Source organism: Paenibacillus sp. S33 (assembly GCF_053615415.1).
The window spans coordinates 371,297-397,399 of sequence record NZ_JBSIEZ010000001.1; the positions used below are offsets into that span (position 1 = coordinate 371,297).

Annotated in this window: 18 protein-coding genes, 21 tRNA genes and 3 rRNA genes; 36 read left to right on the forward strand and 6 right to left on the reverse strand. The window is 48.5% G+C overall.

Going from position 1 to position 26,103, the window contains the following annotated elements:
• Positions 1 to 93: 93 nt before the first annotated feature.
• The gene (locus tag ACWGXJ_RS01590) at positions 94 to 1,026 is read left to right on the forward strand and encodes a manganese-dependent inorganic pyrophosphatase (protein ID WP_061830773.1); all 933 of its coding nucleotides are present in this window, start codon (positions 94 to 96) and stop codon (positions 1,024 to 1,026) included.
• A gap of 62 nt (positions 1,027 to 1,088) precedes the next feature.
• Here ACWGXJ_RS01590 and ACWGXJ_RS01595 read toward each other — a convergent pair whose 3' ends face one another.
• The 3 genes from ACWGXJ_RS01595 to ACWGXJ_RS01605 all read right to left on the reverse strand — a co-directional run bounded on the left by ACWGXJ_RS01595 (position 1,089) and on the right by ACWGXJ_RS01605 (position 3,615).
• A complete protein-coding gene (locus ACWGXJ_RS01595; RefSeq protein ID WP_452566017.1) occupies positions 1,089 to 2,012 on the reverse strand; it encodes an alpha/beta hydrolase in 924 nt (307 codons plus the stop codon).
• Positions 1,997 to 2,539 carry a MarR family winged helix-turn-helix transcriptional regulator gene (locus ACWGXJ_RS01600; RefSeq protein WP_322174043.1) on the reverse strand — a complete coding sequence of 181 codons (543 nt, stop codon included), beginning with the start codon at positions 2,537 to 2,539 and terminating at the stop codon, positions 1,997 to 1,999. The genes ACWGXJ_RS01595 and ACWGXJ_RS01600 overlap by 16 nt, the downstream gene beginning before the upstream one ends.
• A 110-nt stretch (positions 2,540 to 2,649) precedes the next feature.
• Positions 2,650 to 3,615 (reverse strand): ATP-dependent DNA ligase, encoded by a 966-nt coding sequence (locus ACWGXJ_RS01605; protein WP_452566018.1) that lies wholly within the window; start codon positions 3,613 to 3,615, stop codon positions 2,650 to 2,652.
• A 199-nt stretch (positions 3,616 to 3,814) separates the two neighbouring features.
• Between ACWGXJ_RS01605 and ACWGXJ_RS01610 the strand changes: the two genes are divergently transcribed.
• The 35 genes from ACWGXJ_RS01610 (at position 3,815) to ACWGXJ_RS01780 (ending at position 23,505) form a co-directional block, all read left to right on the forward strand.
• Positions 3,815 to 4,090, forward strand: a complete 276-nt coding sequence (locus ACWGXJ_RS01610) for a GNAT family N-acetyltransferase (protein WP_134903211.1) — start codon at positions 3,815 to 3,817, stop codon at positions 4,088 to 4,090.
• A gap of 289 nt (positions 4,091 to 4,379) precedes the next feature.
• Positions 4,380 to 4,946, forward strand: a complete 567-nt coding sequence (locus ACWGXJ_RS01615; RefSeq protein WP_013308403.1) for a DUF420 domain-containing protein — start codon at positions 4,380 to 4,382, stop codon at positions 4,944 to 4,946.
• 182 nt (positions 4,947 to 5,128) lie between these two features.
• Positions 5,129 to 6,403 (forward strand): ABC transporter substrate-binding protein, encoded by a 1,275-nt coding sequence (locus ACWGXJ_RS01620; protein WP_452566019.1) that lies wholly within the window; start codon positions 5,129 to 5,131, stop codon positions 6,401 to 6,403.
• A gap of 63 nt (positions 6,404 to 6,466) precedes the next feature.
• A complete protein-coding gene (locus ACWGXJ_RS01625; RefSeq protein ID WP_061830675.1) occupies positions 6,467 to 7,348 on the forward strand; it encodes a carbohydrate ABC transporter permease in 882 nt (293 codons plus the stop codon).
• Positions 7,348 to 8,238: a carbohydrate ABC transporter permease gene (locus ACWGXJ_RS01630; protein ID WP_069290894.1), complete on the forward strand. Its 891-nt coding sequence runs from the start codon at positions 7,348 to 7,350 to the stop codon at positions 8,236 to 8,238. The genes ACWGXJ_RS01625 and ACWGXJ_RS01630 overlap by 1 nt, the downstream gene beginning before the upstream one ends.
• 50 nt (positions 8,239 to 8,288) lie before the next feature.
• Complete coding sequence (locus tag ACWGXJ_RS01635; RefSeq protein WP_452566020.1) at positions 8,289 to 10,115, forward strand: beta-N-acetylglucosaminidase domain-containing protein; 1,827 nt, start codon at positions 8,289 to 8,291, stop codon at positions 10,113 to 10,115.
• A 100-nt stretch (positions 10,116 to 10,215) separates the two neighbouring features.
• A complete protein-coding gene (locus ACWGXJ_RS01640) occupies positions 10,216 to 11,754 on the forward strand; it encodes a DUF4127 family protein (RefSeq protein WP_452566021.1) in 1,539 nt (512 codons plus the stop codon).
• Positions 11,755 to 11,759: 5 nt separating this feature from the next.
• Complete coding sequence (locus ACWGXJ_RS01645) at positions 11,760 to 12,479, forward strand: N-acetylmannosamine-6-phosphate 2-epimerase (protein WP_452566022.1); 720 nt, start codon at positions 11,760 to 11,762, stop codon at positions 12,477 to 12,479.
• Complete coding sequence (locus ACWGXJ_RS01650; protein ID WP_061832131.1) at positions 12,457 to 13,296, forward strand: MurR/RpiR family transcriptional regulator; 840 nt, start codon at positions 12,457 to 12,459, stop codon at positions 13,294 to 13,296. The genes ACWGXJ_RS01645 and ACWGXJ_RS01650 overlap by 23 nt, the downstream gene beginning before the upstream one ends.
• Positions 13,297 to 13,447: 151 nt before the next feature.
• On the forward strand, positions 13,448 to 14,386 hold the full coding sequence (locus tag ACWGXJ_RS01655; protein WP_452566023.1) for an ROK family protein: 939 nt from the start codon (positions 13,448 to 13,450) through the stop codon (positions 14,384 to 14,386).
• A 25-nt stretch (positions 14,387 to 14,411) separates the two neighbouring features.
• Positions 14,412 to 16,022: an FAD-dependent oxidoreductase gene (locus ACWGXJ_RS01660; RefSeq protein ID WP_452566024.1), complete on the forward strand. Its 1,611-nt coding sequence runs from the start codon at positions 14,412 to 14,414 to the stop codon at positions 16,020 to 16,022.
• 392 nt (positions 16,023 to 16,414) lie between these two features.
• Positions 16,415 to 17,970: ribosomal RNA gene (locus ACWGXJ_RS01665) — 16S ribosomal RNA — on the forward strand.
• Between the two features lie 309 nt (positions 17,971 to 18,279).
• Positions 18,280 to 21,209, forward strand: a 23S ribosomal RNA gene (locus ACWGXJ_RS01670).
• Between the two features lie 153 nt (positions 21,210 to 21,362).
• Positions 21,363 to 21,479: ribosomal RNA gene (gene rrf, locus ACWGXJ_RS01675) — 5S ribosomal RNA — on the forward strand.
• The 16S, 23S and 5S rRNA genes sit together here with 21 tRNA genes alongside, the layout of an rRNA operon.
• Before the next feature lie 36 nt (positions 21,480 to 21,515).
• A tRNA-Ile gene (locus ACWGXJ_RS01680) sits at positions 21,516 to 21,592 on the forward strand.
• 22 nt (positions 21,593 to 21,614) lie between these two features.
• Positions 21,615 to 21,690: transfer RNA gene (locus ACWGXJ_RS01685), tRNA-Ala, on the forward strand.
• A gap of 4 nt (positions 21,691 to 21,694) precedes the next feature.
• Positions 21,695 to 21,770, forward strand: a tRNA-Asn gene (locus ACWGXJ_RS01690).
• A 34-nt stretch (positions 21,771 to 21,804) separates the two neighbouring features.
• Positions 21,805 to 21,878: transfer RNA gene (locus ACWGXJ_RS01695), tRNA-Met, on the forward strand.
• A 3-nt stretch (positions 21,879 to 21,881) separates the two neighbouring features.
• Positions 21,882 to 21,973: transfer RNA gene (locus ACWGXJ_RS01700), tRNA-Ser, on the forward strand.
• A gap of 32 nt (positions 21,974 to 22,005) precedes the next feature.
• A tRNA-Glu gene (locus ACWGXJ_RS01705) sits at positions 22,006 to 22,077 on the forward strand.
• A 6-nt stretch (positions 22,078 to 22,083) separates the two neighbouring features.
• Positions 22,084 to 22,159, forward strand: a tRNA-Val gene (locus ACWGXJ_RS01710).
• A gap of 29 nt (positions 22,160 to 22,188) precedes the next feature.
• A tRNA-Met gene (locus tag ACWGXJ_RS01715) sits at positions 22,189 to 22,262 on the forward strand.
• 25 nt (positions 22,263 to 22,287) lie between these two features.
• A tRNA-Asp gene (locus ACWGXJ_RS01720) sits at positions 22,288 to 22,364 on the forward strand.
• Between the two features lie 66 nt (positions 22,365 to 22,430).
• Positions 22,431 to 22,503 (forward strand) — tRNA-Phe (locus ACWGXJ_RS01725).
• Between the two features lie 26 nt (positions 22,504 to 22,529).
• Positions 22,530 to 22,605, forward strand: a tRNA-Thr gene (locus ACWGXJ_RS01730).
• A gap of 4 nt (positions 22,606 to 22,609) precedes the next feature.
• A tRNA-Tyr gene (locus ACWGXJ_RS01735) sits at positions 22,610 to 22,695 on the forward strand.
• 19 nt (positions 22,696 to 22,714) lie between these two features.
• Positions 22,715 to 22,787 (forward strand) — tRNA-His (locus ACWGXJ_RS01740).
• Between the two features lie 17 nt (positions 22,788 to 22,804).
• Positions 22,805 to 22,879, forward strand: a tRNA-Gln gene (locus ACWGXJ_RS01745).
• A 4-nt stretch (positions 22,880 to 22,883) separates the two neighbouring features.
• Positions 22,884 to 22,959 (forward strand) — tRNA-Lys (locus ACWGXJ_RS01750).
• A gap of 14 nt (positions 22,960 to 22,973) precedes the next feature.
• A tRNA-Leu gene (locus ACWGXJ_RS01755) sits at positions 22,974 to 23,061 on the forward strand.
• Positions 23,062 to 23,067: 6 nt separating this feature from the next.
• Positions 23,068 to 23,142 (forward strand) — tRNA-Gly (locus ACWGXJ_RS01760).
• 10 nt (positions 23,143 to 23,152) lie between these two features.
• Positions 23,153 to 23,224: transfer RNA gene (locus ACWGXJ_RS01765), tRNA-Cys, on the forward strand.
• A gap of 26 nt (positions 23,225 to 23,250) precedes the next feature.
• A tRNA-Arg gene (locus ACWGXJ_RS01770) sits at positions 23,251 to 23,327 on the forward strand.
• A 24-nt stretch (positions 23,328 to 23,351) separates the two neighbouring features.
• Positions 23,352 to 23,425: transfer RNA gene (locus ACWGXJ_RS01775), tRNA-Pro, on the forward strand.
• Between the two features lie 9 nt (positions 23,426 to 23,434).
• Positions 23,435 to 23,505 (forward strand) — tRNA-Gly (locus ACWGXJ_RS01780).
• 203 nt (positions 23,506 to 23,708) lie between these two features.
• Here ACWGXJ_RS01780 and ACWGXJ_RS01785 read toward each other — a convergent pair.
• The 3 genes from ACWGXJ_RS01785 to ACWGXJ_RS01795 all read right to left on the reverse strand — a co-directional run bounded on the left by ACWGXJ_RS01785 (position 23,709) and on the right by ACWGXJ_RS01795 (position 26,051).
• Positions 23,709 to 24,812 carry a PAS domain-containing sensor histidine kinase gene (locus ACWGXJ_RS01785; protein ID WP_061832128.1) on the reverse strand — a complete coding sequence of 368 codons (1,104 nt, stop codon included), beginning with the start codon at positions 24,810 to 24,812 and terminating at the stop codon, positions 23,709 to 23,711.
• A complete protein-coding gene (locus tag ACWGXJ_RS01790) occupies positions 24,805 to 25,458 on the reverse strand; it encodes a response regulator (RefSeq protein WP_016818376.1) in 654 nt (217 codons plus the stop codon). The genes ACWGXJ_RS01785 and ACWGXJ_RS01790 overlap by 8 nt, the downstream gene beginning before the upstream one ends.
• Positions 25,459 to 25,601: 143 nt before the next feature.
• A complete protein-coding gene (locus ACWGXJ_RS01795) occupies positions 25,602 to 26,051 on the reverse strand; it encodes a GAF domain-containing protein (RefSeq protein ID WP_322176441.1) in 450 nt (149 codons plus the stop codon).
• Positions 26,052 to 26,103: the final 52 nt, after the last annotated feature.

The window sequence follows — 26,103 nt, forward strand, 5'->3', positions numbered from 1 at the left end:
TGGGAGAATGCGAGATTTAATGATATAATCTGCATTGGAATTGTTGAGGTTTCACAATCATGTAAAATGCCTAAGGCAAAGGAGTCGATTATGTTGGCAAAAACGTTGATTTTCGGGCATAAAAATCCGGATACGGATACCATTTGCTCAGCTATTGCTTATGCAGACTTAAAAACCAAACTGGGCGCGGACGTAGAGCCGGTTCGTCTGGGCGAGGTGAACGGGGAAACCCAGTATGCACTGGATTATTTCAAAGTGAGCGCGCCACGTCTGGTTGAGCAGGTTGCTGCTGAAACGGACAACGTCATTCTGGTCGATCATAATGAACGCCAGCAAAGCGCCGCTGATATTGACAAGGTACGTGTAACTGAAGTCATCGACCATCACCGGATCGCTAACTTTGAAACAAGCCAGCCGTTATACTTCCGAGCTGAGCCAGTGGGTTGCACAGCCACCATTTTGAACAAGCTCTACAAGGAAAATGGTATAGCGATTCCGAAAGAAATCGCAGGTCTAATGTTGTCCGCGATTATTTCCGATTCCCTGTTGTTTAAATCCCCAACTTGCACGGATCAAGACGTAGCTGCTGCTCGTGAACTGGCTGAAATTGCTGGTGTAGATGCAGATCGTTACGGTTTTGACTTGCTTAAAGCGGGAGCTGATTTGAGTGGTCATACCATTGAACAGTTAGTAAGTCTGGATGCCAAAGAATTTCAGATGAATGGTCGCAAAGTGGAAATTGCTCAAGTGAACGCAGTAGACGTCAACGATGTGCTATCGCGTCAAGCTGACCTAGAAGCTGCATTATCTCAAACCATTGAGGCCAAAAATCTCGATCTGTTCCTGTTCGTTGTAACAGACATCGTGAACAGTGATTCCATTGGTATTGCCCTGGGAAGCCAAGCACAAGCGGTTGAGAAAGCCTATAATGTTCAGTTGGACGACAATAAGGCTGTTCTAAAAGGCGTTGTATCGCGCAAATCGCAAATTGTGCCTGTATTGACTGACGCTTTTAATAGCTTGTAATGATAAATAATAAGCCTCCTGAGCCCGACTGCATAATGGCAGTGGAAGCAGGAGGCTTATTTTTATTTCTTCAGTTCTGCCAGGACATCTCGGATGCGGAATTCAAATGCCAATTTCAACTGATCGCTCATCAGGTGCCAGGCGTTTTCAGCTACAGCGAGATCGCCGCTATGAGTAAAGGCATGTGCGGCACCCATGTATTTTTTATACTTCACGGGGACATCTGCTTCAATCAGCCGTTTGGCATACAACTCGGCTTCGTCAGCCAAGGAGTCCAACTCCGCGGTTATGATCAGAGCAGGAGGGAGATTATGTAGTGATTCTGCAAAAATGGGGGAAACCAACGGATTTCGCGCCTCATCTGGTGAGTTCAGATAACTTTCATTAAAGATTTTTGCTACTCGTGGCGGAATCCCCTTCTCGAATTGGGGCTTCAATTTGGGATCTGTAGCAATATCCAGTGGTGGGTAATCCAGTACCTGATATACAATCGGAAATTCCTTGCGATCCCGGGCCATAAGACACAGCGCTGCCGCTAGATTGCCACCCGCACTGTGTCCCCCGACCGCAATGCGTTGAGGATCTACGTTAAGCACATCAGGATGCTTGTACAACCATTGGGTCACCTCATAGCTTTCCTGTAGCGGGATAGGGAATTTATGTTCTGGGGCCAAGCGATAATCAACATTAACGACGACGCAATTCGCACGTTCAGCAATGACCGGGCACCAGGGATCATCCATCTCGGCGCTACCCATTACAAAACCGCTGCCATGGAAATTAACGAATACAGGGAGTGGATCAGCAGACCGGTGAGAAGGTTCATATACAATCACCCTGGAGTCACCAATAGAGGTGGGGATGATCCTTTCTTTCCGATGTACTTTGGGAGAATGCGAAGGTTTGAAATCGGACGCAGCTACCATTCTGCCAGCCGATATGCGAGCAAGTTTGACGAACAGTTTTTGTCTCAGTCTTCGCACCATTTTTCTCTCTCCTCTCTGGAGTCGGTTAGACGCGAACCTTTAACATCTTCAAACGCAGAACGTACGCGTGACAAATAGGTTTGGAACTGACAGATTTCCGACTCACTAAAGTCTGACATCAGACGTGAAGCCAGCCCTACGAAAAAGGGATCCATCTGTTGAATTTTACTTTTTCCTTTATCGTTCAGGGACACAAACACTCCCCGCTTGTCATTGGGATCGTCATATTTATTAATGAACCCCTCTTGTTCGAGAGAAATAACCATAGAACTGATTGCTGCCCGGCTTACACCCATCTTATCAGCCAAAGCAGAAGGAGATGACATTTCATCTCTTTGCGCTGAAAGTACACAAAGCGCGATATATTGCCCGTAGGAGAGACCAAATTCACGTGAACGTTTTTCCATATTTTTTCGTATTTCATACGTTATGGAAAATAAATCCACCAAAACACCAATCGGTTTATTGCCACCTGGAAAGAGATTATAGGCCAGTTGACGAATTTCGGAGTCCAAAAAAAAGAACATGCGATCCACCTCGATGTAGTTAATTAGTTAACTGTAATTTAATTAACCACTGGTTGCAATGATTTATACAAACTTTATTCCGCATTTTTTAAAAATATATCTGTAAAACGTCATATCCAGGGGCCGATACACTGATCGAGGCCCTGATTCACAAAGGCTTGTATGGAGGGCTGGCGCAGGGTACGTCCTTCTTGCCATCGCCACTCACTATATTGAACCTTGGCGGTGTACATGGGTTGCACCCAAAATGCGTCTTGATGCCGATCCGGTTTATTGCTAAAAGGTCGCTCCGATATGGTATGTGGCAGTAGGCGCTCGGTAAGCTGACGCCAATCTTCCCGAGTCAGCTTACCCGTACCCACATGCCCGATATAGCGCAGCATTCCTTGTTTATCATATTGGCCCAGCAACACAGCGTTGATAAGGCCTCCATTTAGGGTATAGCCACCGATAACGGCAATGATATCGCCATAATTTTTGACTTTGACCCATCGTCCGTCTTTTCCACCCAATGTGTACGGACTATCCAACTTTTTACACACAATGCCTTCCATTCCTTGGTTGCACATGACCTGAAATAGAGCTTGTCCATCAGGATGAGCGGGAGCCAGTTGAATCCGTTCATTCGGTATGATGATCTGATGCAGCAGTTCAAGCCTTTCCTGTAACGGTTTAAGATGAACCCACTCCCCGTTCAGATAAACAATATCAAACAACATGTAAGTAGCGGGTACAGCTTCATAGGCTGACTGAATTCGATCCGTTCGACGAATCAGATCCCTTCGCATAATTTCATGGAACGATGGCTTACCGTCGGCACCGAGTGCGATCATTTCCCCGTCCAATATGACCGAATCAGCCTTACAGTAGGAGGGGAAGAGAGCAAGCTCCGGGTATAAAAGCGTTCGTTCGTGCTGTTTGCGGTTGAACAGACGCGTACCGCCCTGGTCGTGATACGTCAAAATTCTCGTACCGTCCCATTTTATTTCGTAACGCCAAAGGCCTGTTGCATCTACAGGTACTTTTTCGCTCAGTTCCGGTTCAAACGGGATGACAGGTTTTAATTCCGTACGCAACGCAGCACCTCCCTTGCCTTCATTGGAATAAATATAGTGTCGACGATAGATCTTATTTTATGTATGTGATGTTTCGCTGATTCCTAAATAGGGGAATGATAAGGATATCTTGCGCCGGCATGAAGTGATTGCAGTATTCGTAATTCGTTAGCATGGAGTTGTAACGGGATGTTCTTCAGTCAGAAAGGAGATTGGTTTCATGAGACAAATTCGCGAGGAGGACCATGCAGTAGTCATGGTGGATGATGGGCAGGTAGTTGCAGAAGTAGGCTATAAATCCATAGATGACCACTCGTTGGTCATTGACCATACATTTGTATCCGAGCAGTTACGGGGTCAAAAAATCGGCAAGGAGCTTATCGACCGAGTGGTTGATATGGCAAGGAATGAGCATAAAAAGGTTATTCCTGCTTGCTCGTACGCGCTTGCTCTGTTCAAGCGCCATCAGGAATACAGTGACGTATGGCAGCAATGAATATGGACCATCAAGGCTGCTTAATTGCATAACCGATACAACACCGGAGCGGGTAATCAGACCTTCCCGGTGTTTTTTGTGTGCATAAAGCTTGTAAAATCAATGCATTCTACCGTTGATATAGGGAAGTAAAGGGCTATTCTCAAATGTTGAAACATATTTTCTGACAGATGGCTATGAAATTGTTCATACTGTTGTCACTTCACAGGCTGTCCATGAGTTCTATATAATATATTATGATTATGACTACAACAGTAATGAAAACCTGAATTTAACGAAGGAGACGCTCATGATGAATAAAGCGAGTGAGGACAAGCAGTACGTTCCAACGAGCAATCGTAATTTTACAGCCTTGATTATCACCGTTTCCATAATAGCCAACGTGATTATTTTGCTGCTGTTCTTTTCGCCGATCGGATACCAGGGTAGTGTGAGTTTTGATCTCACTATTTTCCCAAGGCTGAATGCGATTTTTAACAGCTTCACATTTATTTTTCTGGTGGCTGCACTGGTTGCTATTTTCAAAAAGAACATTAAGCTTCATAAAACCTTTGTTTTGCTGGCCTTCGCCAGTACCGTTTTATTTTTATTTTCCTATCTGACCTTTCACTACATTTCGCCGGAAACTGCAAAATATGGTGGGGTGGGTATCCTTCGGCCGATTTACTTTACACTGTTGATTTCGCATAGCATACTGGCTGCGATTATTGTACCGCTGGCCCTGTTCACGGTTGTATGGGGATGGACGATGCAGGTAGCAAAACATCGTAAGATTGCACGCTGGACGATGCCGATTTGGCTATATGTGAGCTTGACCGGGGTACTGGTGTACGTTTTCATGGCCCCATACTATTAATAGATTAAACCCTTTGCGGGTTGATTTAGGGAAAAGGCGTCTCTGCTGAAGAGACGTCTTTTTTGTATCCAATAAAAGAAAAATTATTCCTTCTAAATTTATTTTATTGAAAAAACGTTCCTTCTTTAGCGGCATTTCTGCTATAATTTGCCTTAATCAACTAAGAACAAGGGGGTCACCATGTGACAAAGAAAGCGAAAGGCAGGTTACGGTTGCTTGTATCTATGCTAGCGCTGGTTGTACTGCTGAGCAGCTGCGGTGGTGGAGGATCAAAGTCGGAAAAGGTTGACGGAGGGAAAGTAACACTGCAATTTTGGAGCATTGCACTACAACCTACATTTACCCCGTATTTCAATCGGGTGATTGCCGATTATGAGCAGAAGAACCCCAATGTCAAAATTGACTGGAAGGATTACCCTTATGACGCAGTAACCAACAAGCTGTTGACAAGTATCGCTAGCAACAGCAGTCCAGATGTAGTCAATCTCAATACAGAATTTGCTAGCCAAATGGGCTCCAAGGGTGCTGTTGTTGATATGAATGAGCATTTGTCGCCCGAGGAAAAGGCTGCTTATTTCGAGGGTATTTATAATTCTACAGTTATTAACGGTAAAGCTTATGCGCTACCCTGGTATACCGGTACAGAAGTGCTTTACATGAATACAAAGCTGGTCAAAGCTGCCGGATTGGACCCTGCTCATCCGCCCAAAACCCGGGAGGAATTGTCTGAATGGGGCCGTCAGATTAATAGAAAAATTGGCAAGGCAGGCTATGCTCAGCAGCTTGTATCCAAGCTTTTCGCTGTGGACGGCATTCCTATCCTAAATAAAGAAAAGACAGCAGCGGCGTTCAACACACCAGAAGCAGTCACTATGATTGATAATCTGAAAAAACAGATGGAAGATGGCATTGTACTCAAGGAAGACGCTGAATTCTCACAACAAGTGAAATATTATGCCGGCGAGCAGGTTGCTTTCGAGCTGGCAGGCCCGACGTTCATCAATTTTATCAAAACGGCAGCGCCGGATGTTTATAAGAACACAATTGCTGTCCCTGTCCCAACCGGCAAAGCCGATGTGCGGCTCTCCAACTCCATGGACCTGGTCGTACCTGCTAAGTCTGCACATGTGGACGAAGCAGTGAAATTTGCTGTTTTCTTGACAAACGCAGAGAGTCAAACAGCTTTTTCTAAAGCGGCGAATACACTACCTTCCACGAAAGACTCCATTAAAGATCCATATTTTACTCAGTCTGACAAATCATTAGAAGCACAAGCCAAGGTAGTATCCGCACAAAGCTTGGATAAGGCGACAGATTATATGGTCGGTGTGCCTAATGCCAAAGATGTGAACAGTGCCATCGCGCGAGCTTTACAAAATATGGTATTGAACGGCGCGGATACGAAGCAGACGCTTACTGCTTTGGAGCAGGAAGTGAACGATATTTTAAAGCAATAGGTTTGACAGGGGAGTAAGTGAATACTCCCCTGTTCATTTATCAAAATCAGGTGGTGATGCAGCATGATCAAATGGTTGAGGTCGGAGTCCTTTACGGCCTGGGCCTTTATGACGCCGGGACTGTTATTGCTTGCCGTCTTTGTATTTTGGCCTATTATTTACAGCATTCCACTGGCATTGACGGACTACTCTGTCATATCAGACACCCATTTTGTCGGCTTGGATAATTTTGAAGCGGCGTTTAAGGACCGTAACTTTCTTATTTCGATTTGGAACTCATTGTTGTACGTGCTCATTGTCCCCTTTCTTCAAATTTTCTCCATCCTGATGGCTGTGCTTGTGAATAGCCGTATCCCGGGAATTAAAATATTTCGTACGACCTACTACATCCCTGTTGTGACTTCGATGGTAGCGGTAGCCTTAATTTGGAGCTGGCTGTTGGGCAAAAACAGCATAGTGAACTACTTGCTCATGCAGGTCGGCTTGATTAGCAAAGACATACACTGGTTATCGGACAGCAACTTGGCTTTGTATGTACTAATGTTCATCACAATGTGGAAGGGACTCGGGTATTATATGATGCTCTATCTGGCTGGATTACAAAATATTCCCCAAGATCTGTACGAAGCCGCTAGAGTCGACGGAGCAAGCCGATGGCGTCTGATTGTCCATATTACTCTTCCACTGCTGAGACCCTACGTTCTGTTCTGTACCCTTATATCGCTCATGTCAGCTATTCGCGTATTTGATGAAGTATATGTACTAACCAAGGGTGGACCGGGAACGGCCACGTTGACATCCAGCTTGTATATTTTTCAAAAGGGCATGGAGCAGTTTAATTTTGGATATGCTTCCGCGCTTGGCTTAATTGTCGGTGCAATGATTGCCGTACTTAGTATTATCGTATTCCGATTCAATAGGAAAGGCGGTGTCAATCCCTATTGATGAATCTAAAGGATGACAAAATGCTACGCTCATCTCTTCCTAAAAAGGAAAGCAGCCGCATCATGCGCAGTCTTGCTCGAATACTGAGAATGACGGTCATCTACGTGCTTCTAGTGCTACTCGCCCTCTTTTTAATGGGACCGTTCCTATGGCTGCTCAGCGTATCCCTCATGCCAGGCCGCAACATTTTTTCAACGCCACCCGCTATTTTTCCGACCTTTATTGATTTCGACAACTACGTTCAGGTGTGGCAGTTCATGAATTTTCCAAAGTATATGCTGAATACGGTCATCATTACGGTGTTGGGCGTTGTGCTCAATGTGGTGCTCGCCAGTCTGACAGGATATCCCTTGGCTGTGTTTCGTTTTAAGGGTAAAAATCTGGTGTTTACGTTGCTGATTGCCACGATGATTATTCCTTCCTACACCGCATTTATTGTGCATTATCTGACCATTCAAGGGCTTCATCTAGGCAATACCTATTTAGGTGTGGTGTTGCCTGGGGCAGTCTCCGTTTTCAACATTTTTCTAATGCGACAGACGTTTATCCATATTCCTACCGATGTGCGTGATTCCGGTAAAATGGACGGCGCTTCGGAGTTCCGAATTTGGTGGCAGTTGGTGCTTCCGCTGGTCAAGCCAGCGCTGGCTGTAATCTCTCTATTGGAGGCGATGTCGTTCTGGAACAGCTTTCTGTGGCCTATCGTTATTTTGAACGATACGGAGCTATATCCGCTGGCAGCTGCGCTCACGTATCTCAACGGTCAATTTGCCTATAACTTCGGCTGGATTGCTGCAGGCACAATGATTTCGGTACTGCCGATCATTATATTGTTCCTGTTTACACAGCGCTACTATATGGAAGGTCTGGCGGGAGCGGTAAAAGGATAAGCCAGTAGTCACGGCTACGAAGAGCCTGTGAAGGGAAGGAGACGATTGCGATGAAATTGTCCAAAGGAATGGGGCCTCATTCAGGTGATGGGCTATCACGGCAGGAGATACAATATTATTTTCGTGATGTGTATGACAGCGGGGAAAGGCTGGTTATCTCCGAACCGCGACTGATCTGTGAACTGTCCTCTCGCTTTGCAATGAATCAGGAGTATGAAGGTGTGCTGGACCCTGAGGGACCGATCAAGCTCATTGTACCTCCAGGACCGGGTGTACCGACTGAAACACGGGGAAGCGTACAGTTGGTGCTCGAATATGACGGAACGCTTGCTGCAGACGGATATCGGTTGGACATTCAGAAGGACGGGCGGATTGAAATCCACGCTTCCAATAAAAGAGGGCTCAAATATGGCATGGATGCCCTGCATCTCCTGCTTCAGGTGGAACAGGAGCGATGTGCTCTGCCGGTGATGTCTATCCGGGATGAGCCTTCCTTTCCGGTCCGAGGAATTATTGAAGGCTTCTATGGGAAACCGTGGAGTTTCGCGGATCGGCTGGATGCCGTCCGTTTTATGGCTACGCACCGGATGAACACGTTCATGTATGCCCCCAAGGATGATCCATATCATCGTGAGCTATGGAGAGAACCGTACCCTGAGGATACGTTTGACCAGATCCGCGAATTAAAGGAAGCCTGCGAACGGCATGAGGTTGATTTTCATTATTGTATCAGCCCAGGGAACGACCTGAGCTTTGGCAGCGATGAAGATTTCCTCAAATTGACGGAAAAGCTGGCGGCCGTGATTGCGATTGGCGTACATCATTTTTCTGTATTAATGGATGACATTGACTATGTACTCAAAGGGGAAAATCGACATTTGCTGGGCCGCTCGGGTCACGCTCATGTCTTTTTGACGAACAAGGTGCATGCATGGCTGGCTGAACGACTGCCTGAATTTACGCTGACGGTCTGTCCTTCGGAATATTGGTCATATTGGGATACCGAATACAAAAAGGATTTCCGTGAGCGGCTGCATCCGGAGATTAAGGTGTTCTGGACGGGGTACTTTGTTTTTGCCCCACAGATTAGCCGCGAGCACGCCGCTGATAATCATGCATACTTTGGGCATGAGCTGTGGCTGTGGGATAACATCCCGGTGAATGATTGTGACCATGATCGGTTATTCCTTGATCCGCTGCGCGGACGGTATTCCGGGCTACCGGACTGCGGACATACCGGTATGGTGGCCAACCCGATGAATCAGTGGGAATGCTCCAAAGTGACGCTCATCACGATGTCCCACTACATGTGGAACAGTGAACGGTATATGCCTGAGCTATCTTGGGAATGGGCTGCGCGGGAGTTAGCGGGAGAGCGTGCGGATGAACTGATGTTTTTCTGTCGTCAAAACAGGAACAGCCGATTAGGCGGCAACACGTATGAGGACGTGGACCTTGCTTTGAAAATGCGCGATATCCCTGCGCTGGATATGTACTTTGAGCGGCTACTTCAGGCGGTGAGCGTCCTACGGAACGTGCCTGCCGATGATCTAGCCGCAGGGTTCGTGTCCCAAGCCGCGCCGTGGCTGGAACGTGCCGAGCTGGACGCGGGCCTGTGGCAGGTGCTGCGTCAAGCTGCGCTCAGCAGCGAGCGACAGGACGATGCACAGTCGGGGGAGAGCAGCACGTCGAGCGAAGCAGTTGAAGGGCCAGAGCCGTCGCCTCTGACGGACGAAATCGCAGGAGAACTGCGACGCGGTATCACTGCTTGCTTAGAAGCGGAGGCTCGGCTGGGTAGCAATCCGGCGATCCGAGCCGCCGCGCAGTGGGGTTATGTCGATCAGGATGAACAAGGCAAATATCGGCTGATCTTGTGAGTGTTTGCGATGGATTAAGAAACCAAGGCAGCATAGCTGCCCTGAAAATAATCATTTGCCGTTAGGATAACGGTAATTTTCAGGAGAGGTGGAATGTACGGTGAGGTCAAACACCCGATTACTTTTTATACCGCTGGATGAGCGGCCCTGTAATTATCAATTTCCTTATTTACTGGCACAAGGCACAGACTTGGAAATGGAGCGGCCCCCATTAGAATGGATGGGACAAAAGAAAACCCCTGGCGATACGACCAGACTATGGGCATGGCTCGAAGAACGCGCAGCGACTGCTGATGGAGCCATTGTTGCGATGGATACGTTGCTGTACGGAGGAATCGTACCTTCTCGACTACACGGTATGTCGAGCGAGCAGGTCAGAGATAGAGTGAATCGGCTTCGCAAGCTAAAGCAGCTATATCCGCAACTGACTCTGTATGCATTTCAACTGATTATGCGTTGTCCGCAATACTCTTTGGCTGATGAAGAACCGGATTACTATGCCGATTGGGGTCGTGAGATATTCAGAAAGGGCTTCATTGAGCATCGTCAGGAGCTGGGGATCGCTACCTCAGAAGAGTTGCTCGAATTAGCTGATATCAGCGAGCGTTTGCCAATGGAAATACTGGATGATTATCTGGGACGTCGCCATGTGAATTTGGAGGCCAATGAGGTTGCACTGGATCTCGTAGCAGAAGGTATCATTGATTTTATGATCATCCCACAGGATGATTCGGCTCCCTACGGCTATACCGCCAAGGATCAGCAGCGGCTAAGAAGTCGTATTTCTGAGCTTGGGCTGGATTTGAATGTATACATGTACCCGGGGGCAGATGAAGTGGGTTGTACGTTGCTGGCTCGTTGGGTTAACAAGATGAATAACGTAGTCCCACTGGTGTATCCTCGATTGTCTGCTTTGCAGGGGGCATTCGTAGTTCCGCTTTTTGAAGATCGCTATTTTTACGAAACCTTAAAATATCAGATTATGGCGGCAGGTGGGCTAATAGCTTCCTCAGCAATGGAGGCTGATTTGATTTTGTTGGCTAACACACCCGGTGACACGATGGCAGAAGCTTCATCCCAGCAGCGTGCAATGACCGGATATGATGTACATCGGAATGTAGTAGAGCTGGTTGAGTACGGTTCTTATATGCTGCAATATGCAGGTCAAAATGTTGCAATTGCTGATGTGGGCTACGCCAACGGAGCAGATCTCAAGCTAATTAGACTATTGAAGCAAAAAGGACTGCTTTTTAAGCTGGCGGGTTATGCAGGCTGGAATACCAGTTCTAATACGCTGGGCACCGTCATTGCCCAGTCTATGCTGTATACCCACTATGGCTCTACGGAGGAACATTTGGATTTTCTGTCGCTGCGCTACACCGAGGATGCCTGTTATTGCGCTGTGGTACGTACGGCTATGAATAACGGGATTGTGGAGCAGATGGGTTTTACCAAGTTTATGCTTGACGGACCGAGAGGCTCGGTTGCTGCGGTTATTCGCGGACGGCTGGAGCAGGCGCTCAATGAATATGTGAACGGGCCGGAAGGCCGCGTGGAAATTACAGATTGCTACATGCCGTGGAACCGCACCTTTGAAGTCGGATTAACCGTACGGCATCATGCCGAGAAGAGAGGGTGATTCCTATGGGAATGGAAGGTGTGTTATCCAAAGTTCAGCACGGACTGATCGTATCCTGTCAGGCGCTGCCAGGCGAACCGTTGCATGGAGCAGATTCTATGGTCAAAATGGCGCTTGCCGCACAGCAAGGTGGAGCTGTAGCGATTCGCGCCAATGGCGCATCGGATGTACGTGCGATTAAACAGGCGATTTCTCTACCAGTCATTGGCTTGATTAAGCGGGATTATGATGATTCTGATATTTACATTACGCCTACCCTTCGTGAAATGGAGGAACTGGTGGAGGCAGGCGCGGATATCATTGCGCTGGATGCCACATTACGACCGCGCCCAGCGGGATGCAAGCTGAAGAGGCTCCTAGATTATGCCCATGAGCAGGGAGTTACTTCCATGGCAGACATTTCGACACTGGAGGAGGCGCTTCATGCGGCCTCCCTTGGCGCAGACTGCGTATCCACCACGTTATCCGGGTATACGCCGTACTCTACTCGGATTGAGGGTCCTGATCTGGAGCTGGTTCGGAGAGCGTCAGAACTGGTTCCCGTTCCTTTAATTGCAGAGGGCAAAATCTATGATCCGGCGCAGGTTGAGGAAGCATTCCGAATGGGAGCACATGCAGTGGTCGTAGGCTCGGCAATTACCAGACCCCAATTGATTACGCAGCGGTTTGCCGATGCCGCAAGGAAGGCAGTGAAATGCATCTATGGAGATGAACGACCGAATTAACACGTATTATCCTTCATTAACGAAATCGGAGCAGAAAGTCGCCTTGTGCGTACTGGAGCATCCCGCAGACATCATATATTTCTCCGTGACAGAGCTGGCGGATTTTGCAGGTACAGGTGAAACGACCGTCATGCGCTTTTGCCGGAAGATTGGTTTCAAAGGCTATCAGGATTTCCGACTGTCCCTGGCGCAAAACCAGACTTATCGTAAAACTGATATGGGCGAGGAGAACATCGACCCAGATGACGAGCAAGATATTACGCGTACGGTGTATCACAACATGCTCGATATTTTGCACTCCAGTATGGGGCTGCTGGACCATTCAGAGCTTGGTCGTGCGATTGCGTGTCTCGATCAAGCGGGCTATGTTCAATTTTTCGGTGTGGGCGCTTCGGGAATTTCTGCGCAGGATGCTAAAAACCGTTTCTTACGGATCGGGCGTCGCGCCGAGGCTGTGGCAGACGGACATATTCAGTCGATGATGGCGGTGTCCATGAACCCGGGTGATGTGGCTATCGGCATCAGTGTATCAGGAAGTACGCTGGATACGAACGATATGCTGCATAAAGCCAAGCAAAACGGTGCAACGGTTATCGCGATTACAAATTATGCGAAATCACCCATTACCTCCATTGCGGATATCGTGTTGCTGACCGCAGGCAAGGAAGCTCCAATAGAAGGTGGTTCAATCGGTGCTAAAATCTCACAACTATTCGTGATTGACCTCATCTGCGAAGGGCTTGCTCGCAAGCATACGAATCACACCAAACAGATGAAGGAAAAAACAGCGAGGGCCGTTATTGAACGAAGCTATTGAGATTTTTCAGTTGTGAATTGAAACTTGTGCTCCGACAGTTCAATGACTTGTGTTTGTGGTGCTTATGAATGGCTATTTCAAGTATTGCTATTAATAGAAGGTTTGTACAAAGAGCTAGTAAGCTTTTATGTAGGGCAACAAGGAGGTTGGTGTGGTGGTAGCTGCTGTGAACAGAGTCATTGGAATCGACATTGGGGGCACATCGGTGAAGGCCGCCATAGTGGCACGGGACGGATCGGTGCTTGATGAAATTCGGCTGGATACGGACGCTTCCCGTGGACGTGAATGGGTGTTGTCGCAGGTGTCAGAATCTGTGCTCGGACTGTTGCGTTCTTTTGGGGATACCAGCATCGGTGCCTATATAGATATAGGTGCTCTAGGCATTGCTACTGCTGGCCGAGTAAATGTGGAGAGCGGCGTAGTTGTGTATGCCACAGATAACCTACCTGGCTGGCAAGGTACATCCTTAGTAACGTGGGCTAGAGAAAAACTGGCTTTACGAGCGGTTGCTGATAATGATGCGAACGCCGCTTTACTTGGAGAAGCGTGGCAGGGAGCGGGGAAGGGCAAGCGACGCTTGGTGATGCTCACGTTGGGAACAGGTGTCGGAGGTGCATATATGGAAAATGGCCTCTTGTGCAGAGGGGCTCATTGGAGCGGCGGTGATTGGGGGCACAGTATTCTATACCCCGGAGGACACCCCTGTAATTGCGGAAAAAAAGGGTGCGCCGAGCAATATGTATCGGGGAGCGCCCTGTTACGTCGAGGTAGGGAACACGTCGGTAAATTGTACCGCTCGGGAAACGAGATTGTGAAAGAGGCCGTTCACGGTAACCAGGAGGCAATCCAGGTGCTGGATGAATACACCGCAGATTTAGCTGTACTTCTAGCTAACATCTCGGTGACTCTTGATCCTGAGGGGATCATTGTAGGCGGAGGAGTAGCGGACACGGGAGAGGTCTGGTGGCCCATGCTGGAAAAGCATCTGCACCAATTTGGAGTTCAAACGGAAGTAAGTCGGGCATTGTTGGGCAATCGTGCTGGAATCATCGGCGCTGCACGGCTTGCCTTCGAAATGAGCGGGTCCTAGTACAAGAATGAAAGGGGAACGAACCATGACGCAAAAACGGCTTGATACCGACATTGTTGTGATTGGCGGAGGTCTAGGGGGGACATCGGCAGCTCTTGCGGCGGCGAAGGCTGGCATGAGAGTCATCGTGACAGAGGAGACGGACTGGTTAGGGGGGCAGTTAACTTCACAGGCGGTTCCCCCAGATGAGCATCGATGGATCGAACAGTTTGGTTGCACAGCAACATACCGTGAGTTCCGTAATCGTGTACGTGACTATTACCGTCAGAACTATCCGTTAACCGAAGAAGCTCGAAATAACCCCATTCTCAACCCTGGGAACGGTTGGGTAAGCCGTCTGGCTCATGAACCACGGGTAGCTCTGCGGGTGCTTGAAGATATGCTCGCTCCTTATTTGAATACGGGGCGCGTTCATGTATACTATCACACCGTGCCTATTGCCGTTCAGACGGATGGGGACTGTATTACTTCTGTAACTGTCCGTACCTCGAATAGCGCTGATCATAAGTGTGGATTTAGAGTGCTGCACGGAACGATTTATCTGGATGCGACAGAGTGTGGTGATCTCCTTCCGATGGCGGGCGTGGAGCATACGAGTGGAGCGGAGTCGCGGGCTGCTACGGGTGAACCTCATGCACTGGAGTGTGCTAACCCTTTTGATATGCAATCTATTACACATGTGGCTGCCGTAGACTATATTCCCCAGGAAAGCTTCATTATAGAGCGGCCGCAACAATATGATTTCTGGAGAAATTATATTCCTTCCTTTTCCCGTTTTCCGATTTTGAGCTGGTTTGCTACTGACGCGGATGATACCAGTAAACTAAAACAGTTCACATTGTTTCCTAACGATCAGGGCATTGTATCCTTATGGGATTATCGTCGTATTGTAGATCCCTCGATATGGAGCAAACCGCTAAATGATGGTGAGGTAACTCTTTTAAACTGGGCGCAAAATGATTATTACCTAGGGCCATTGATCGGTGTTACCGCTCAGGAGCAGGCAAAACATCGAGAAGGAGCGCGTGAGTTGACTCGTTCATTAATATATTGGCTTCAAACCGAAGCGCCCCGGTTAGATGGAGGGTTCGGCTATCCGGGAATTCGACCAAGGGGTGATATTCTCGGCACATCTGACGGTCTGGCTAAAACGGCTTATATTCGCGAGTCACGCCGAATTCAGGCCAAGTATATGATATCTGAGTTTGATGTAAGTCGTGAGCTTCGGGGGGAGGAGGGGCCAAAGCGATATACAGACAGTGTAGGTGTGGGTAGCTATCATTTGGATCTTCATCCAACTACGGTATCTCAGCGAACATTCTACATCCCTAACTATCCCTATGAAATTCCATTGGGCTCACTTATTCCGGTGAGAGTGCGCAATTTACTTCCTGCCTGCAAAAATATAGGGATGACCCAAATAGCCAATGGCTGCTATCGATTGCATCCTACAGAATGGAATATAGGAGAATCAGCGGGAAGCCTGGCGGCTTACTGTGTCTCCAACGAAGTATATCCCATTGAAGTGAGCCGATCAGCAGAGCATCTTGGATGTTTTCAAAATGTTCTTCTTCGCCAAGGTGTGGAACTGCACTGGCCTGCAGAGGTATTTAAGCCAGAGGAAGTCATCAGCTAATGAAGGGGCAACTAGCCCCTCGAATGATTTAAATGAGCTGGAAGATGAGTGGATTTATGATGAAATAAAAAAATGAAAAAAAGTGCTTGCTAAGTTGCTTGGGTTTATGATATATTATTTGAGCTGACAACAAAACAGCAGTTTCAAAAGCGAAAAGCTTGGGTGAAATGATCTTCAAAAAAAGAAAAAAATAACCCTTGCATTTTTGAAACGAACATGGTATGATCTTATAGCTGCTGAAAAACGCGGCGCAAGAGAAATGTTTGATCTTTGAAAACTGAACAACGAGTGAGTAAAACGATTTTGTTCGCAAAATCAAACAAGAGATATTTTATCTCGTCAGTTTCAAAATGAGCTTATCGCTCTTTCTATAAACCAACTTCGGTTGGTCTTTAATGGAGAGTTTGATCCTGGCTCAGGACGAACGCTGGCGGCGTGCCTAATACATGCAAGTCGAGCGGGGTTGTGTAGAAGCTTGCTTCTACACAACCTAGCGGCGGACGGGTGAGTAACACGTAGGCAACCTGCCCACAAGACAGGGATAACTACCGGAAACGGTAGCTAATACCCGATACATCCTTTTCCTGCATGGGAGAGGGAGGAAAGACGGAGCAATCTGTCACTTGTGGATGGGCCTGCGGCGCATTAGCTAGTTGGTGGGGTAAAGGCCTACCAAGGCGACGATGCGTAGCCGACCTGAGAGGGTGATCGGCCACACTGGGACTGAGACACGGCCCAGACTCCTACGGGAGGCAGCAGTAGGGAATCTTCCGCAATGGGCGAAAGCCTGACGGAGCAACGCCGCGTGAGTGATGAAGGTTTTCGGATCGTAAAGCTCTGTTGCCAGGGAAGAACGTCTTGTAGAGTAACTGCTACAAGAGTGACGGTACCTGAGAAGAAAGCCCCGGCTAACTACGTGCCAGCAGCCGCGGTAATACGTAGGGGGCAAGCGTTGTCCGGAATTATTGGGCGTAAAGCGCGCGCAGGCGGCTCTTTAAGTCTGGTGTTTAATCCCGAGGCTCAACTTCGGGTCGCACTGGAAACTGGGGAGCTTGAGTGCAGAAGAGGAGAGTGGAATTCCACGTGTAGCGGTGAAATGCGTAGAGATGTGGAGGAACACCAGTGGCGAAGGCGACTCTCTGGGCTGTAACTGACGCTGAGGCGCGAAAGCGTGGGGAGCAAACAGGATTAGATACCCTGGTAGTCCACGCCGTAAACGATGAATGCTAGGTGTTAGGGGTTTCGATACCCTTGGTGCCGAAGTTAACACATTAAGCATTCCGCCTGGGGAGTACGGTCGCAAGACTGAAACTCAAAGGAATTGACGGGGACCCGCACAAGCAGTGGAGTATGTGGTTTAATTCGAAGCAACGCGAAGAACCTTACCAGGTCTTGACATCCCTCTGATCGGTCTAGAGATAGGCCTTTCCTTCGGGACAGAGGAGACAGGTGGTGCATGGTTGTCGTCAGCTCGTGTCGTGAGATGTTGGGTTAAGTCCCGCAACGAGCGCAACCCTTATGCTTAGTTGCCAGCAGGTCAAGCTGGGCACTCTAAGCAGACTGCCGGTGACAAACCGGAGGAAGGTGGGGATGACGTCAAATCATCATGCCCCTTATGACCTGGGCTACACACGTACTACAATGGCCGGTACAACGGGAAGCGAAATCGCGAGGTGGAGCCAATCCTAGAAAAGCCGGTCTCAGTTCGGATTGTAGGCTGCAACTCGCCTACATGAAGTCGGAATTGCTAGTAATCGCGGATCAGCATGCCGCGGTGAATACGTTCCCGGGTCTTGTACACACCGCCCGTCACACCACGAGAGTTTACAACACCCGAAGTCGGTGGGGTAACCCGCAAGGGAGCCAGCCGCCGAAGGTGGGGTAGATGATTGGGGTGAAGTCGTAACAAGGTAGCCGTATCGGAAGGTGCGGCTGGATCACCTCCTTTCTATGGAGAATCGTTTCCTGCAATGGAAACATTCAAATATGAAGCATTAGCTTCAAAACTCAGGTTTAGGCCTGTTACTCACTCGTTGCTCAGTTTTGAGAGCTCAAACTCTCAAAAAAGCTGGTTTTTTACAGCTTTGCACCTTGAAAACTGGATACCGAAACGAAATTGCGTTTTAGAATATTCCTTTAAGCTGATCTTGTGTAAACAAGTGAAATAAAGGTAGCAGGTAAGGAAAGATATTTTGCTTTTAGCAAAAATCATTCTTTATCAAACATCGACATTTTCTTTCTTTGAAAGAAAAGTCTAGGTTAAGCTACAAAGAGCACACGGAGGATGCCTAGGCGCCAGGAGCCGACGAAGGACGTGGCGAACAACGATAAGGCCTCGGGGAGCTGTAAGCAAGCTTTGATCCGGGGATGTCCGAATGGGGAAACCCGGCTGTCTTCATCGACAGTCACTTTCTGCTGAATACATAGGCAGAATAGAGGCAGACCAGGGGAACTGAAACATCTAAGTACCCTGAGGAAGAGAAAACAATAGTGATTCCGTCAGTAGCGGCGAGCGAACGCGGATTAGCCCAAACCAAGGAGCTTGCTCCTTGGGGTTGTGGGACGTCTCACATGGAGTTACAAAGGAACCGGTTAGATGAAGAGGTCTGGAAAGGCCCGCCAGAGAAGGTAAAAGCCCTGTAGTTCAAAACTTGTTCTCTCCGAGACGGATCCCGAGTAGTGCGGGGCACGTGAAACCCCGTATGAATCCGGCAGGACCATCTGCCAAGGCTAAATACTCCCTGGCGACCGATAGTGAAGCAGTACCGTGAGGGAAAGGTGAAAAGCACCCCGGAAGGGGAGTGAAATAGATCCTGAAACCGTGTGCTTACAAGAAGTCAGAGCCCGATCTATGGGTGATGGCGTGCCTTTTGTAGAATGAACCGGCGAGTTACGTTCCCGTGCAAGGTTAAGGTGAAGAGCTGAAGCCGCAGCGAAAGCGAGTCTGAATAGGGCGATCTTTAGTACGTGGACGTAGACCCGAAACCGGGTGATCTACCCCTGTCCAGGGTGAAGGTGCGGTAACACGCACTGGAGGCCCGAACCCACGCATGTTGAAAAATGCGGGGATGAGGTGGGGGTAGCGGAGAAATTCCAATCGAACCCGGAGATAGCTGGTTCTCCCCGAAATAGCTTTAGGGCTAGCCTCGGAAAGAAGAATCGTGGAGGTAGAGCACTGATTGGGTGCGGGGCCCGCAAGGGTTACCAAGCTCAGTCAAACTCCGAATGCCATAGATTTAGTTCCGGGAGTCAGACAGTGAGTGCTAAGATCCATTGTCGAAAGGGAAACAGCCCAGACCATCAGCTAAGGTCCCCAAGTGTGTGTTAAGTGGGAAAGGATGTGGAGTTGCACAGACAACCAGGATGTTGGCTTAGAAGCAGCCACCATTGAAAGAGTGCGTAATAGCTCACTGGTCGAGTGACTCTGCGCCGAAAATGTAACGGGGCTAAACACACCACCGAAGCTATGGCTTGATGCTTGCATCAGGGGTAGGGGAGCGTTGAATGCGGGTTGAAGGTGTACCGTAAGGAGCGCTGGACTGCATTCAAGTGAGAATGCCGGTATGAGTAACGAAAAGATCTGTGAGAATCAGATCCGCCGAAAGCCTAAGGGTTCCTGAGGAAGGTTCGTCCGCTCAGGGTAAGTCGGGACCTAAGGCGAGGCCGATAGGCGTAGTCGAAGGACAACAGGTCGAAATTCCTGTACCACCGTAATCCGTTATGAGCGATGGGGTGACGCAGTAGGGTAGTGACGCGGACTGATGGATGTCCGTCTAAGCAGTGAGGCTGATGTGTAGGCAAATCCGCACATCGTTAAGGCTGGGCTGTGATGGGGAGCGAAAATTATAGTAGCGAAGGTCATGATCTCAGACTGCCAAGAAAAGCCTCTAGCCAGGAGAAGGTGCCCGTACCGCAAACCGACACAGGTAGGCGAGAAGAGAATTCTAAGGCGCGCGGAAGAACTCTCGTTAAGGAACTCGGCAAAATGACCCCGTAACTTCGGGAGAAGGGGTGCCTCGGTAGGGTGAATAGCCCGAGGGGGCCGCAGTGAAAAGGCCCAAGCGACTGTTTAGCAAAAACACAGGTCTGTGCGAAGCCGCAAGGCGAAGTATACGGGCTGACGCCTGCCCGGTGCTGGAAGGTTAAGGGGAGTGGTAAGCCCTTCGGGGCGAAGCTATGAACCGAAGCCCCAGTAAACGGCGGCCGTAACTATAACGGTCCTAAGGTAGCGAAATTCCTTGTCAGGTAAATTCTGACCCGCACGAATGGCGTAACGACTTGGGCGCTGTCTCAACGAGAGATCCGGTGAAATTTTAATACCTGTGAAGATGCAGGTTACCCGCGACAAGACGGAAAGACCCCATGGAGCTTTACTGCAGCTTGATATTGAATTTGGGTACGATCTGTACAGGATAGGTGGGAGCCGTTGAATCTTGAGCGCCAGCTTGAGAGGAGGCATCCTTGGGATACCACCCTGATCGTATCTAGGTTCTAACTTGGTACCGTGATCCGGTGCGAGGACAGTGTCAGGTGGGCAGTTTGACTGGGGCGGTCGCCTCCTAAAGAGTAACGGAGGCGCCCCAAGGTTCCCTCAGAATGGTTGGAAATCATTCGAAGAGTGCAAAGGCAGAAGGGAGCTTGACTGCGAGACCTACAAGTCGAGCAGGGACGAAAGTCGGGCTTAGTGATCCGGTGGTACCGCATGGAAGGGCCATCGCTCAACGGATAAAAGCTACCCTGGGGATAACAGGCTTATCTCCCCCAAGAGTCCACATCGACGGGGAGGTTTGGCACCTCGATGTCGGCTCATCGCATCCTGGGGCTGAAGTAGGTCCCAAGGGTTGGGCTGTTCGCCCATTAAAGCGGTACGCGAGCTGGGTTCAGAACGTCGTGAGACAGTTCGGTCCCTATCTGTCGTGGGCGTAGGAAATTTGAGAGGAGCTGTCCTTAGTACGAGAGGACCGGGATGGACGTACCGCTGGTGTACCAGTTGTTCCGCCAGGAGCACCGCTGGGTAGCTATGTACGGAAGGGATAAGCGCTGAAAGCATCTAAGCGTGAAGCCCCCCTCAAGATGAGATTTCCCAATTAGTAAGACCCCTTGAAGACGACGAGGTAGATAGGTTGGGGGTGGAAGTGCAGTAATGCATGGAGCTGACCAATACTAATCGGTCGAGGGCTTATCCTAAAAAATAAAATGCAAATGAGTTTCGGATCCAGTTTTCAGGGTGTAACCTTGAAGGTATGTAGAAATACATACATACAAGCGCATGGCTATTCATTCACACGATAAGTGATGAACCGAATAACCACACGGTAGAATTTGCACAGCAAATTCATGTTTGGTGGCGATAGCGGAGGGGTTCCACACGTACCCATCCCGAACACGACCGTTAAGCCCTCCAGCGCCGATGGTACTTGGACCGCAGGGTCCTGGGAGAGTAGGACGTCGCCAAGCGATATCCTTCAAAGGATAATGAAGTTTTGCATGTTAGGGCCTTTAGCTCAGCTGGTTAGAGCGCACCCCTGATAAGGGTGAGGTCGGTGGTTCGAGTCCACTAAGGCCCACCACTTCCAGAATAACAAAAAGATTGGGGCCATAGCTCAGCTGGGAGAGCGCCTGCCTTGCACGCAGGAGGTCAGCGGTTCGATCCCGCTTGGCTCCACCAATATTCCCTGATAGCTCAGTTGGTAGAGCACTCGACTGTTAATCGAGTTGTCACAGGTTCGAGTCCTGTTCGGGGAGCCATGTTTTGAATATTTCTGAATTTTATATATAAGGTGGCGGCGTAGCTCAGCTGGCTAGAGCGTACGGTTCATACCCGTGAGGTCGGGGGTTCGATCCCCTCTGCCGCTACTCGGAGAGATACCCAAGTGGCTATAAGGGGACCCTCTGCTAAGGGGTTAGACTGCGAAAGTGGTGCGAGGGTTCGAATCCCTCTCTCTCCGCCATAAATTTATTGAAACCAGAACTTATTTTGCAAGGCCCGTTGGTCAAGGGGTTAAGACACCTCCCTTTCACGGAGGTAACAGGGGTTCGAATCCCCTACGGGTCATAATATGGAGGCTTAGCTCAGCTGGGAGAGCATCTGCCTTACAAGCAGAGGGTCGGGGGTTCGATCCCCTCAGCCTCCACCATAAGAAAATTGAGAAATGCCTTTTAATGTCGCGGGGTGGAGCAGTTCGGTAGCTCGTCGGGCTCATAACCCGAAGGTCGTAGGTTCAAATCCTACCCCCGCAATTAATTTCCTGTTGGAAATGCCTCTGGAACTGTGGTGTAGAGGCCTAACATGCCTGCCTGTCACGCAGGAGATCGCGGGTTCGAATCCCGTCAGTTCCGCCATTTTAACTTCATATATAATTGGCATATATAGTGCGGATTATATGATGTAGTAATAAAATAAAATATGGCTCGGTAGCTCAGTCGGTAGAGCAGAGGACTGAAAATCCTCGTGTCGGCGGTTCGATTCCGTCCCGAGCCACCTTTCAAGTGGGAATTGAGTAATGTGCCGGTGTAGCTCAACTGGTAGAGCAACTGACTTGTAATCAGTAGGTTGGGGGTTCAAGTCCTCTCGCCGGCACCATTTTGGAGGATTAGCGAAGTGGCCAAACGCATCAGACTGTAAATCTGCTCCCTTACGGGTTCGGTGGTTCGAATCCATCATCCTCCACCAGTCTTTTCATAATCATATGGCGGTCGTGGCGAAGTGGTTAACGCACCGGACTGTGACTCCGGCATTCGTGGGTTCAAGCCCCATCGGCCGCCCTTTATTCTTAATCTATTGGGGATTAGCCAAGCGGTAAGGCAACGGACTTTGACTCCGTCATGCATAGGTTCAAATCCTATATCCCCAGCCATTAAGAGCCATTAGCTCAGTTGGTAGAGCACCTGACTTTTAATCAGGGTGTCGAAGGTTCGAGTCCTTCATGGCTCACCATTTATAATTATTTTGCGGTCGTGGCGGAATTGGCAGACGCGCACGGTTCAGGTCCGTGTGGGCTAACCCCCCGTGGAGGTTCGAGTCCTCTCGACCGCACCATATTTTGCGGACGTGGCTCAGCGGTAGAGCATCGCCTTGCCAAGGCGAGGGTCGCGGGTTCGATTCCCGTCGTCCGCTCCATTATCCATACGGCGCCATAGCCAAGTGGTAAGGCAAAGCTCTGCAAAAGCTTCATTCCCCAGTTCAAATCTGGGTGGCGCCTTGACTACTCATTATGGAATTTAATATGCGCCCTTAGCTCAGCTGGATAGAGCGTTTGACTACGAATCAAAAGGCCGGGAGTTCGAATCTCTCAGGGCGCGCCATTTCTTAAAAAAAATGTATAATGTCGGGATGTAGCTCAGCTTGGTAGAGCACCTGGTTTGGGACCAGGGGGTCGCATGTTCAAATCGTGTCATCCCGATACTGATTTGCGGGTGTAGTTCAATGGTAGAACTCCAGCCTTCCAAGCTGGTAGCGTGGGTTCGATTCCCATCACCCGCTTTTTGCTATAGCGGATTCTTGTTGCCTCAGTGGTGACACCTTATAAATAAAGAGAGCCTGTCTGGGGACAGAGCTCTCTCTTTTTTTTGTATTTATCCTCATGTAATCCACAATGTGTTGATTATCCATAATCTTCGGTATCGGTGTATATCGTTCTGATCATACAACAGGCATACACCGATAACCGATTTAGTGGACAGTTTTTACACGGGAATGGTCAGCTGGATGGAGGTTCCCTTGTCTGGAGCAGAGGTTATGCTCATAAATCCCCCTACCCCTCTAGCTCGTTCTTCCATACTGAACAATCCAACTCCCTCTCCTTGGGACTTTCCAGAGAATCCAATGCCCTCATCCCGAATGGTCACTTGTATCATTTCATTTTGATCCTCGACGTCGACATATGCCTCTGCTACATCTGCGTATTTGGCTACATTCGTTAATGCTTCTTGTACAATCCGATAAATTGCAATTTCCTTGCGAATATCAACCCGTTTACGTAAAGTGCATTGAAAATGCACCTCAATCCCGTAATGAGAACAGAAGTTTTCAATATAGGTTCTTATGGCTGGGACGACACCCAGATCATCCAGAACTGAGGGACGAAGTTCCCACGCTAGACCACGAACATCTTTGATGATGTCGGTCACCTGCGAACGAAGATTCTCCAGAGTAGCACTAGGTTGTTCGGCAAGTTGGCTATCCAATTGGATAATAAGTGAAAACAAGCTTTGCCCTATCCCATCATGCAGCTCTCTTGAAAAGCGTTTACGTTCTTCTTCCTGTATTTGCATGACTTGCGTCATCATAGACTGGAGTTCTGCTTCTACTTTCTTCAGTTTAGTGACCTCATTGCGGATCGCTAAGTACTGATAGGGTTTACCTTCCTCGTCCATAAACGGAACGATCGTAGTATTCACCCAATAGTAGCTGTTATCTTTAGCACGATTACGTATTTCTCCTTGCCATACCTCACCTGAACGGATCGTAGTCCACAGGTTTTTCATGAAGGCAGAGGTATGATAGCCTGAATTAATAAGACGATGATCCTGACCGATCAGCTCTTCACGACTGTATTGCGAAATCTCACAGAACTTGTCGTTTACGTACTGAATAATACCTCGATGATCGGTCAAAGCAACGATGGAAGACGTATCTAGAGCAAATTTCAGATTGGATAATTGGTGGAGTGAGTTACGCAGCGCATGAAGAAAAGGGGATTCTGGTATATAAATTTCCAGATCATTCAGCAGTTTATCGGTTGATTCACCAAAGGCATGCTGCAGTAAAGGGTTAGAAGGTTCATTCATAATGGAGCAGCCCCTTTTTTAGTGCGAATTTGACTAGCTCAGGTCGTGTTTTCAAGTTAAGCTTCTCCATAAGATTGCTTTTATGGGACTCTACGGTTTTGACGCTAATCACCAGGTGCTCGGCAATTTCCTTGTTGGCATATCCTTTGGCTACCCACGATAGAATCTCTTTTTCCCGCTCAGACAAGGATTCATAGGGTCCGGCTATGCCTTCCTGTTTGATTTTGTCCAGATATTCACTCATCAGTCGTTTGGTTGCATTCGGGTACAAATAGGCACTACCTTCGGCCACAGACTGGATGGCAGCGAGTAACTCCTCGTGAGGTGCGCTTTTTAAAATATATCCGGATGCTCCAGCCTGAATGGCTCGGAACAGATATTCTTCATCGTCATGCATCGTTAAAATAAGGACTTCTGTATCGGGCAACTGTTTTTTTAATTCAGTGGTTGCCGTGAGACCATCTTTGCCAGGTGGCATGCTAAAATCCATGAGTACGACATTAGGTTGTAGCTCTACTGCTTTACGGATCGCCTCATCCCCGTCTGCTGCATCTCCTACGACCTTAATACCATTTTTGCCGTCCAATAGGGCCATGAGGCCAGAACGTACGACAACATGATCATCCACTACTAGTATACGAATCAATTTGTCATCCCCTCGAACGGTAAAAAAACCGTGCGTTTTGTCATAATCATAGCAAATTTTAGGGATTTCAATCAACAAAGATAGTTAGGGACAGCCATATCAAGTGTTTTATGAGTTTTATTATCTACAGTAACATTGTTGATCTATGGAGTGAGAGGGTAAGCACATAGTTGGCTAAGGCGTTGAGCGACTTGAGTGGCCTCGGCCACATCAGACTCTGTGAACGTCCTCACATCACGATTACCAAGAAGCAGCACACCGTTAGGCAGATCCCCTGTGCTGGAAAAGGGAATAGCAACAGCAGAGTGAAGCTGCTCGGCCAGCATTAGTGCACACTCCTGACGCAGACGTATACTACCCGATAGTAAAGCACTTACAGTCACGGTACGTCCCAAGCGAACAGCCATCCCGGCAATACCATGGCCAATCTTAAAAGAAATAAGGCGATAGCGATTGCTTCGGCTGCCGGAGGCGTAATACCAATGCAGCCTACCACATGACTTGGACATAAATGCAAGGGCAGTGAGATCACTATAAATAGCATCTCTCAACTGGTTCAGTTCTTTTCGCATTTCATCCGTTATTTGTAGCATAGAAGACACATCCTTTTTCATAACCAAACTATATCTCTAATTCATTGTAGTT

Bases quoted from the DNA above. Each gene is read 5' to 3' on its own strand.
- ACWGXJ_RS01595 (WP_452566017.1), bottom strand. From the start codon at position 2,012: ATGGTGCGAAGACTGAGACAAAAACTGTTCGTCAAACTTGCTCGCATA.
- ACWGXJ_RS01600 (WP_322174043.1), bottom strand. From the start codon at position 2,539: ATGTTCTTTTTTTTGGACTCCGAAATTCGTCAACTGGCCTATAATCTC.
- ACWGXJ_RS01610 (WP_134903211.1), top strand. From the start codon at position 3,815: ATGAGACAAATTCGCGAGGAGGACCATGCAGTAGTCATGGTGGATGAT.
- ACWGXJ_RS01615 (WP_013308403.1), top strand. From the start codon at position 4,380: ATGATGAATAAAGCGAGTGAGGACAAGCAGTACGTTCCAACGAGCAAT.
- ACWGXJ_RS01625 (WP_061830675.1), top strand. From the start codon at position 6,467: ATGATCAAATGGTTGAGGTCGGAGTCCTTTACGGCCTGGGCCTTTATG.
- ACWGXJ_RS01630 (WP_069290894.1), top strand. From the start codon at position 7,348: ATGAATCTAAAGGATGACAAAATGCTACGCTCATCTCTTCCTAAAAAG.
- ACWGXJ_RS01635 (WP_452566020.1), top strand. From the start codon at position 8,289: ATGAAATTGTCCAAAGGAATGGGGCCTCATTCAGGTGATGGGCTATCA.
- ACWGXJ_RS01645 (WP_452566022.1), top strand. From the start codon at position 11,760: ATGGGAATGGAAGGTGTGTTATCCAAAGTTCAGCACGGACTGATCGTA.
- ACWGXJ_RS01650 (WP_061832131.1), top strand. From the start codon at position 12,457: ATGGAGATGAACGACCGAATTAACACGTATTATCCTTCATTAACGAAA.
- ACWGXJ_RS01660 (WP_452566024.1), top strand. From the start codon at position 14,412: ATGACGCAAAAACGGCTTGATACCGACATTGTTGTGATTGGCGGAGGT.
- ACWGXJ_RS01785 (WP_061832128.1), bottom strand. From the start codon at position 24,812: ATGAATGAACCTTCTAACCCTTTACTGCAGCATGCCTTTGGTGAATCA.
- ACWGXJ_RS01795 (WP_322176441.1), bottom strand. From the start codon at position 26,051: ATGCTACAAATAACGGATGAAATGCGAAAAGAACTGAACCAGTTGAGA.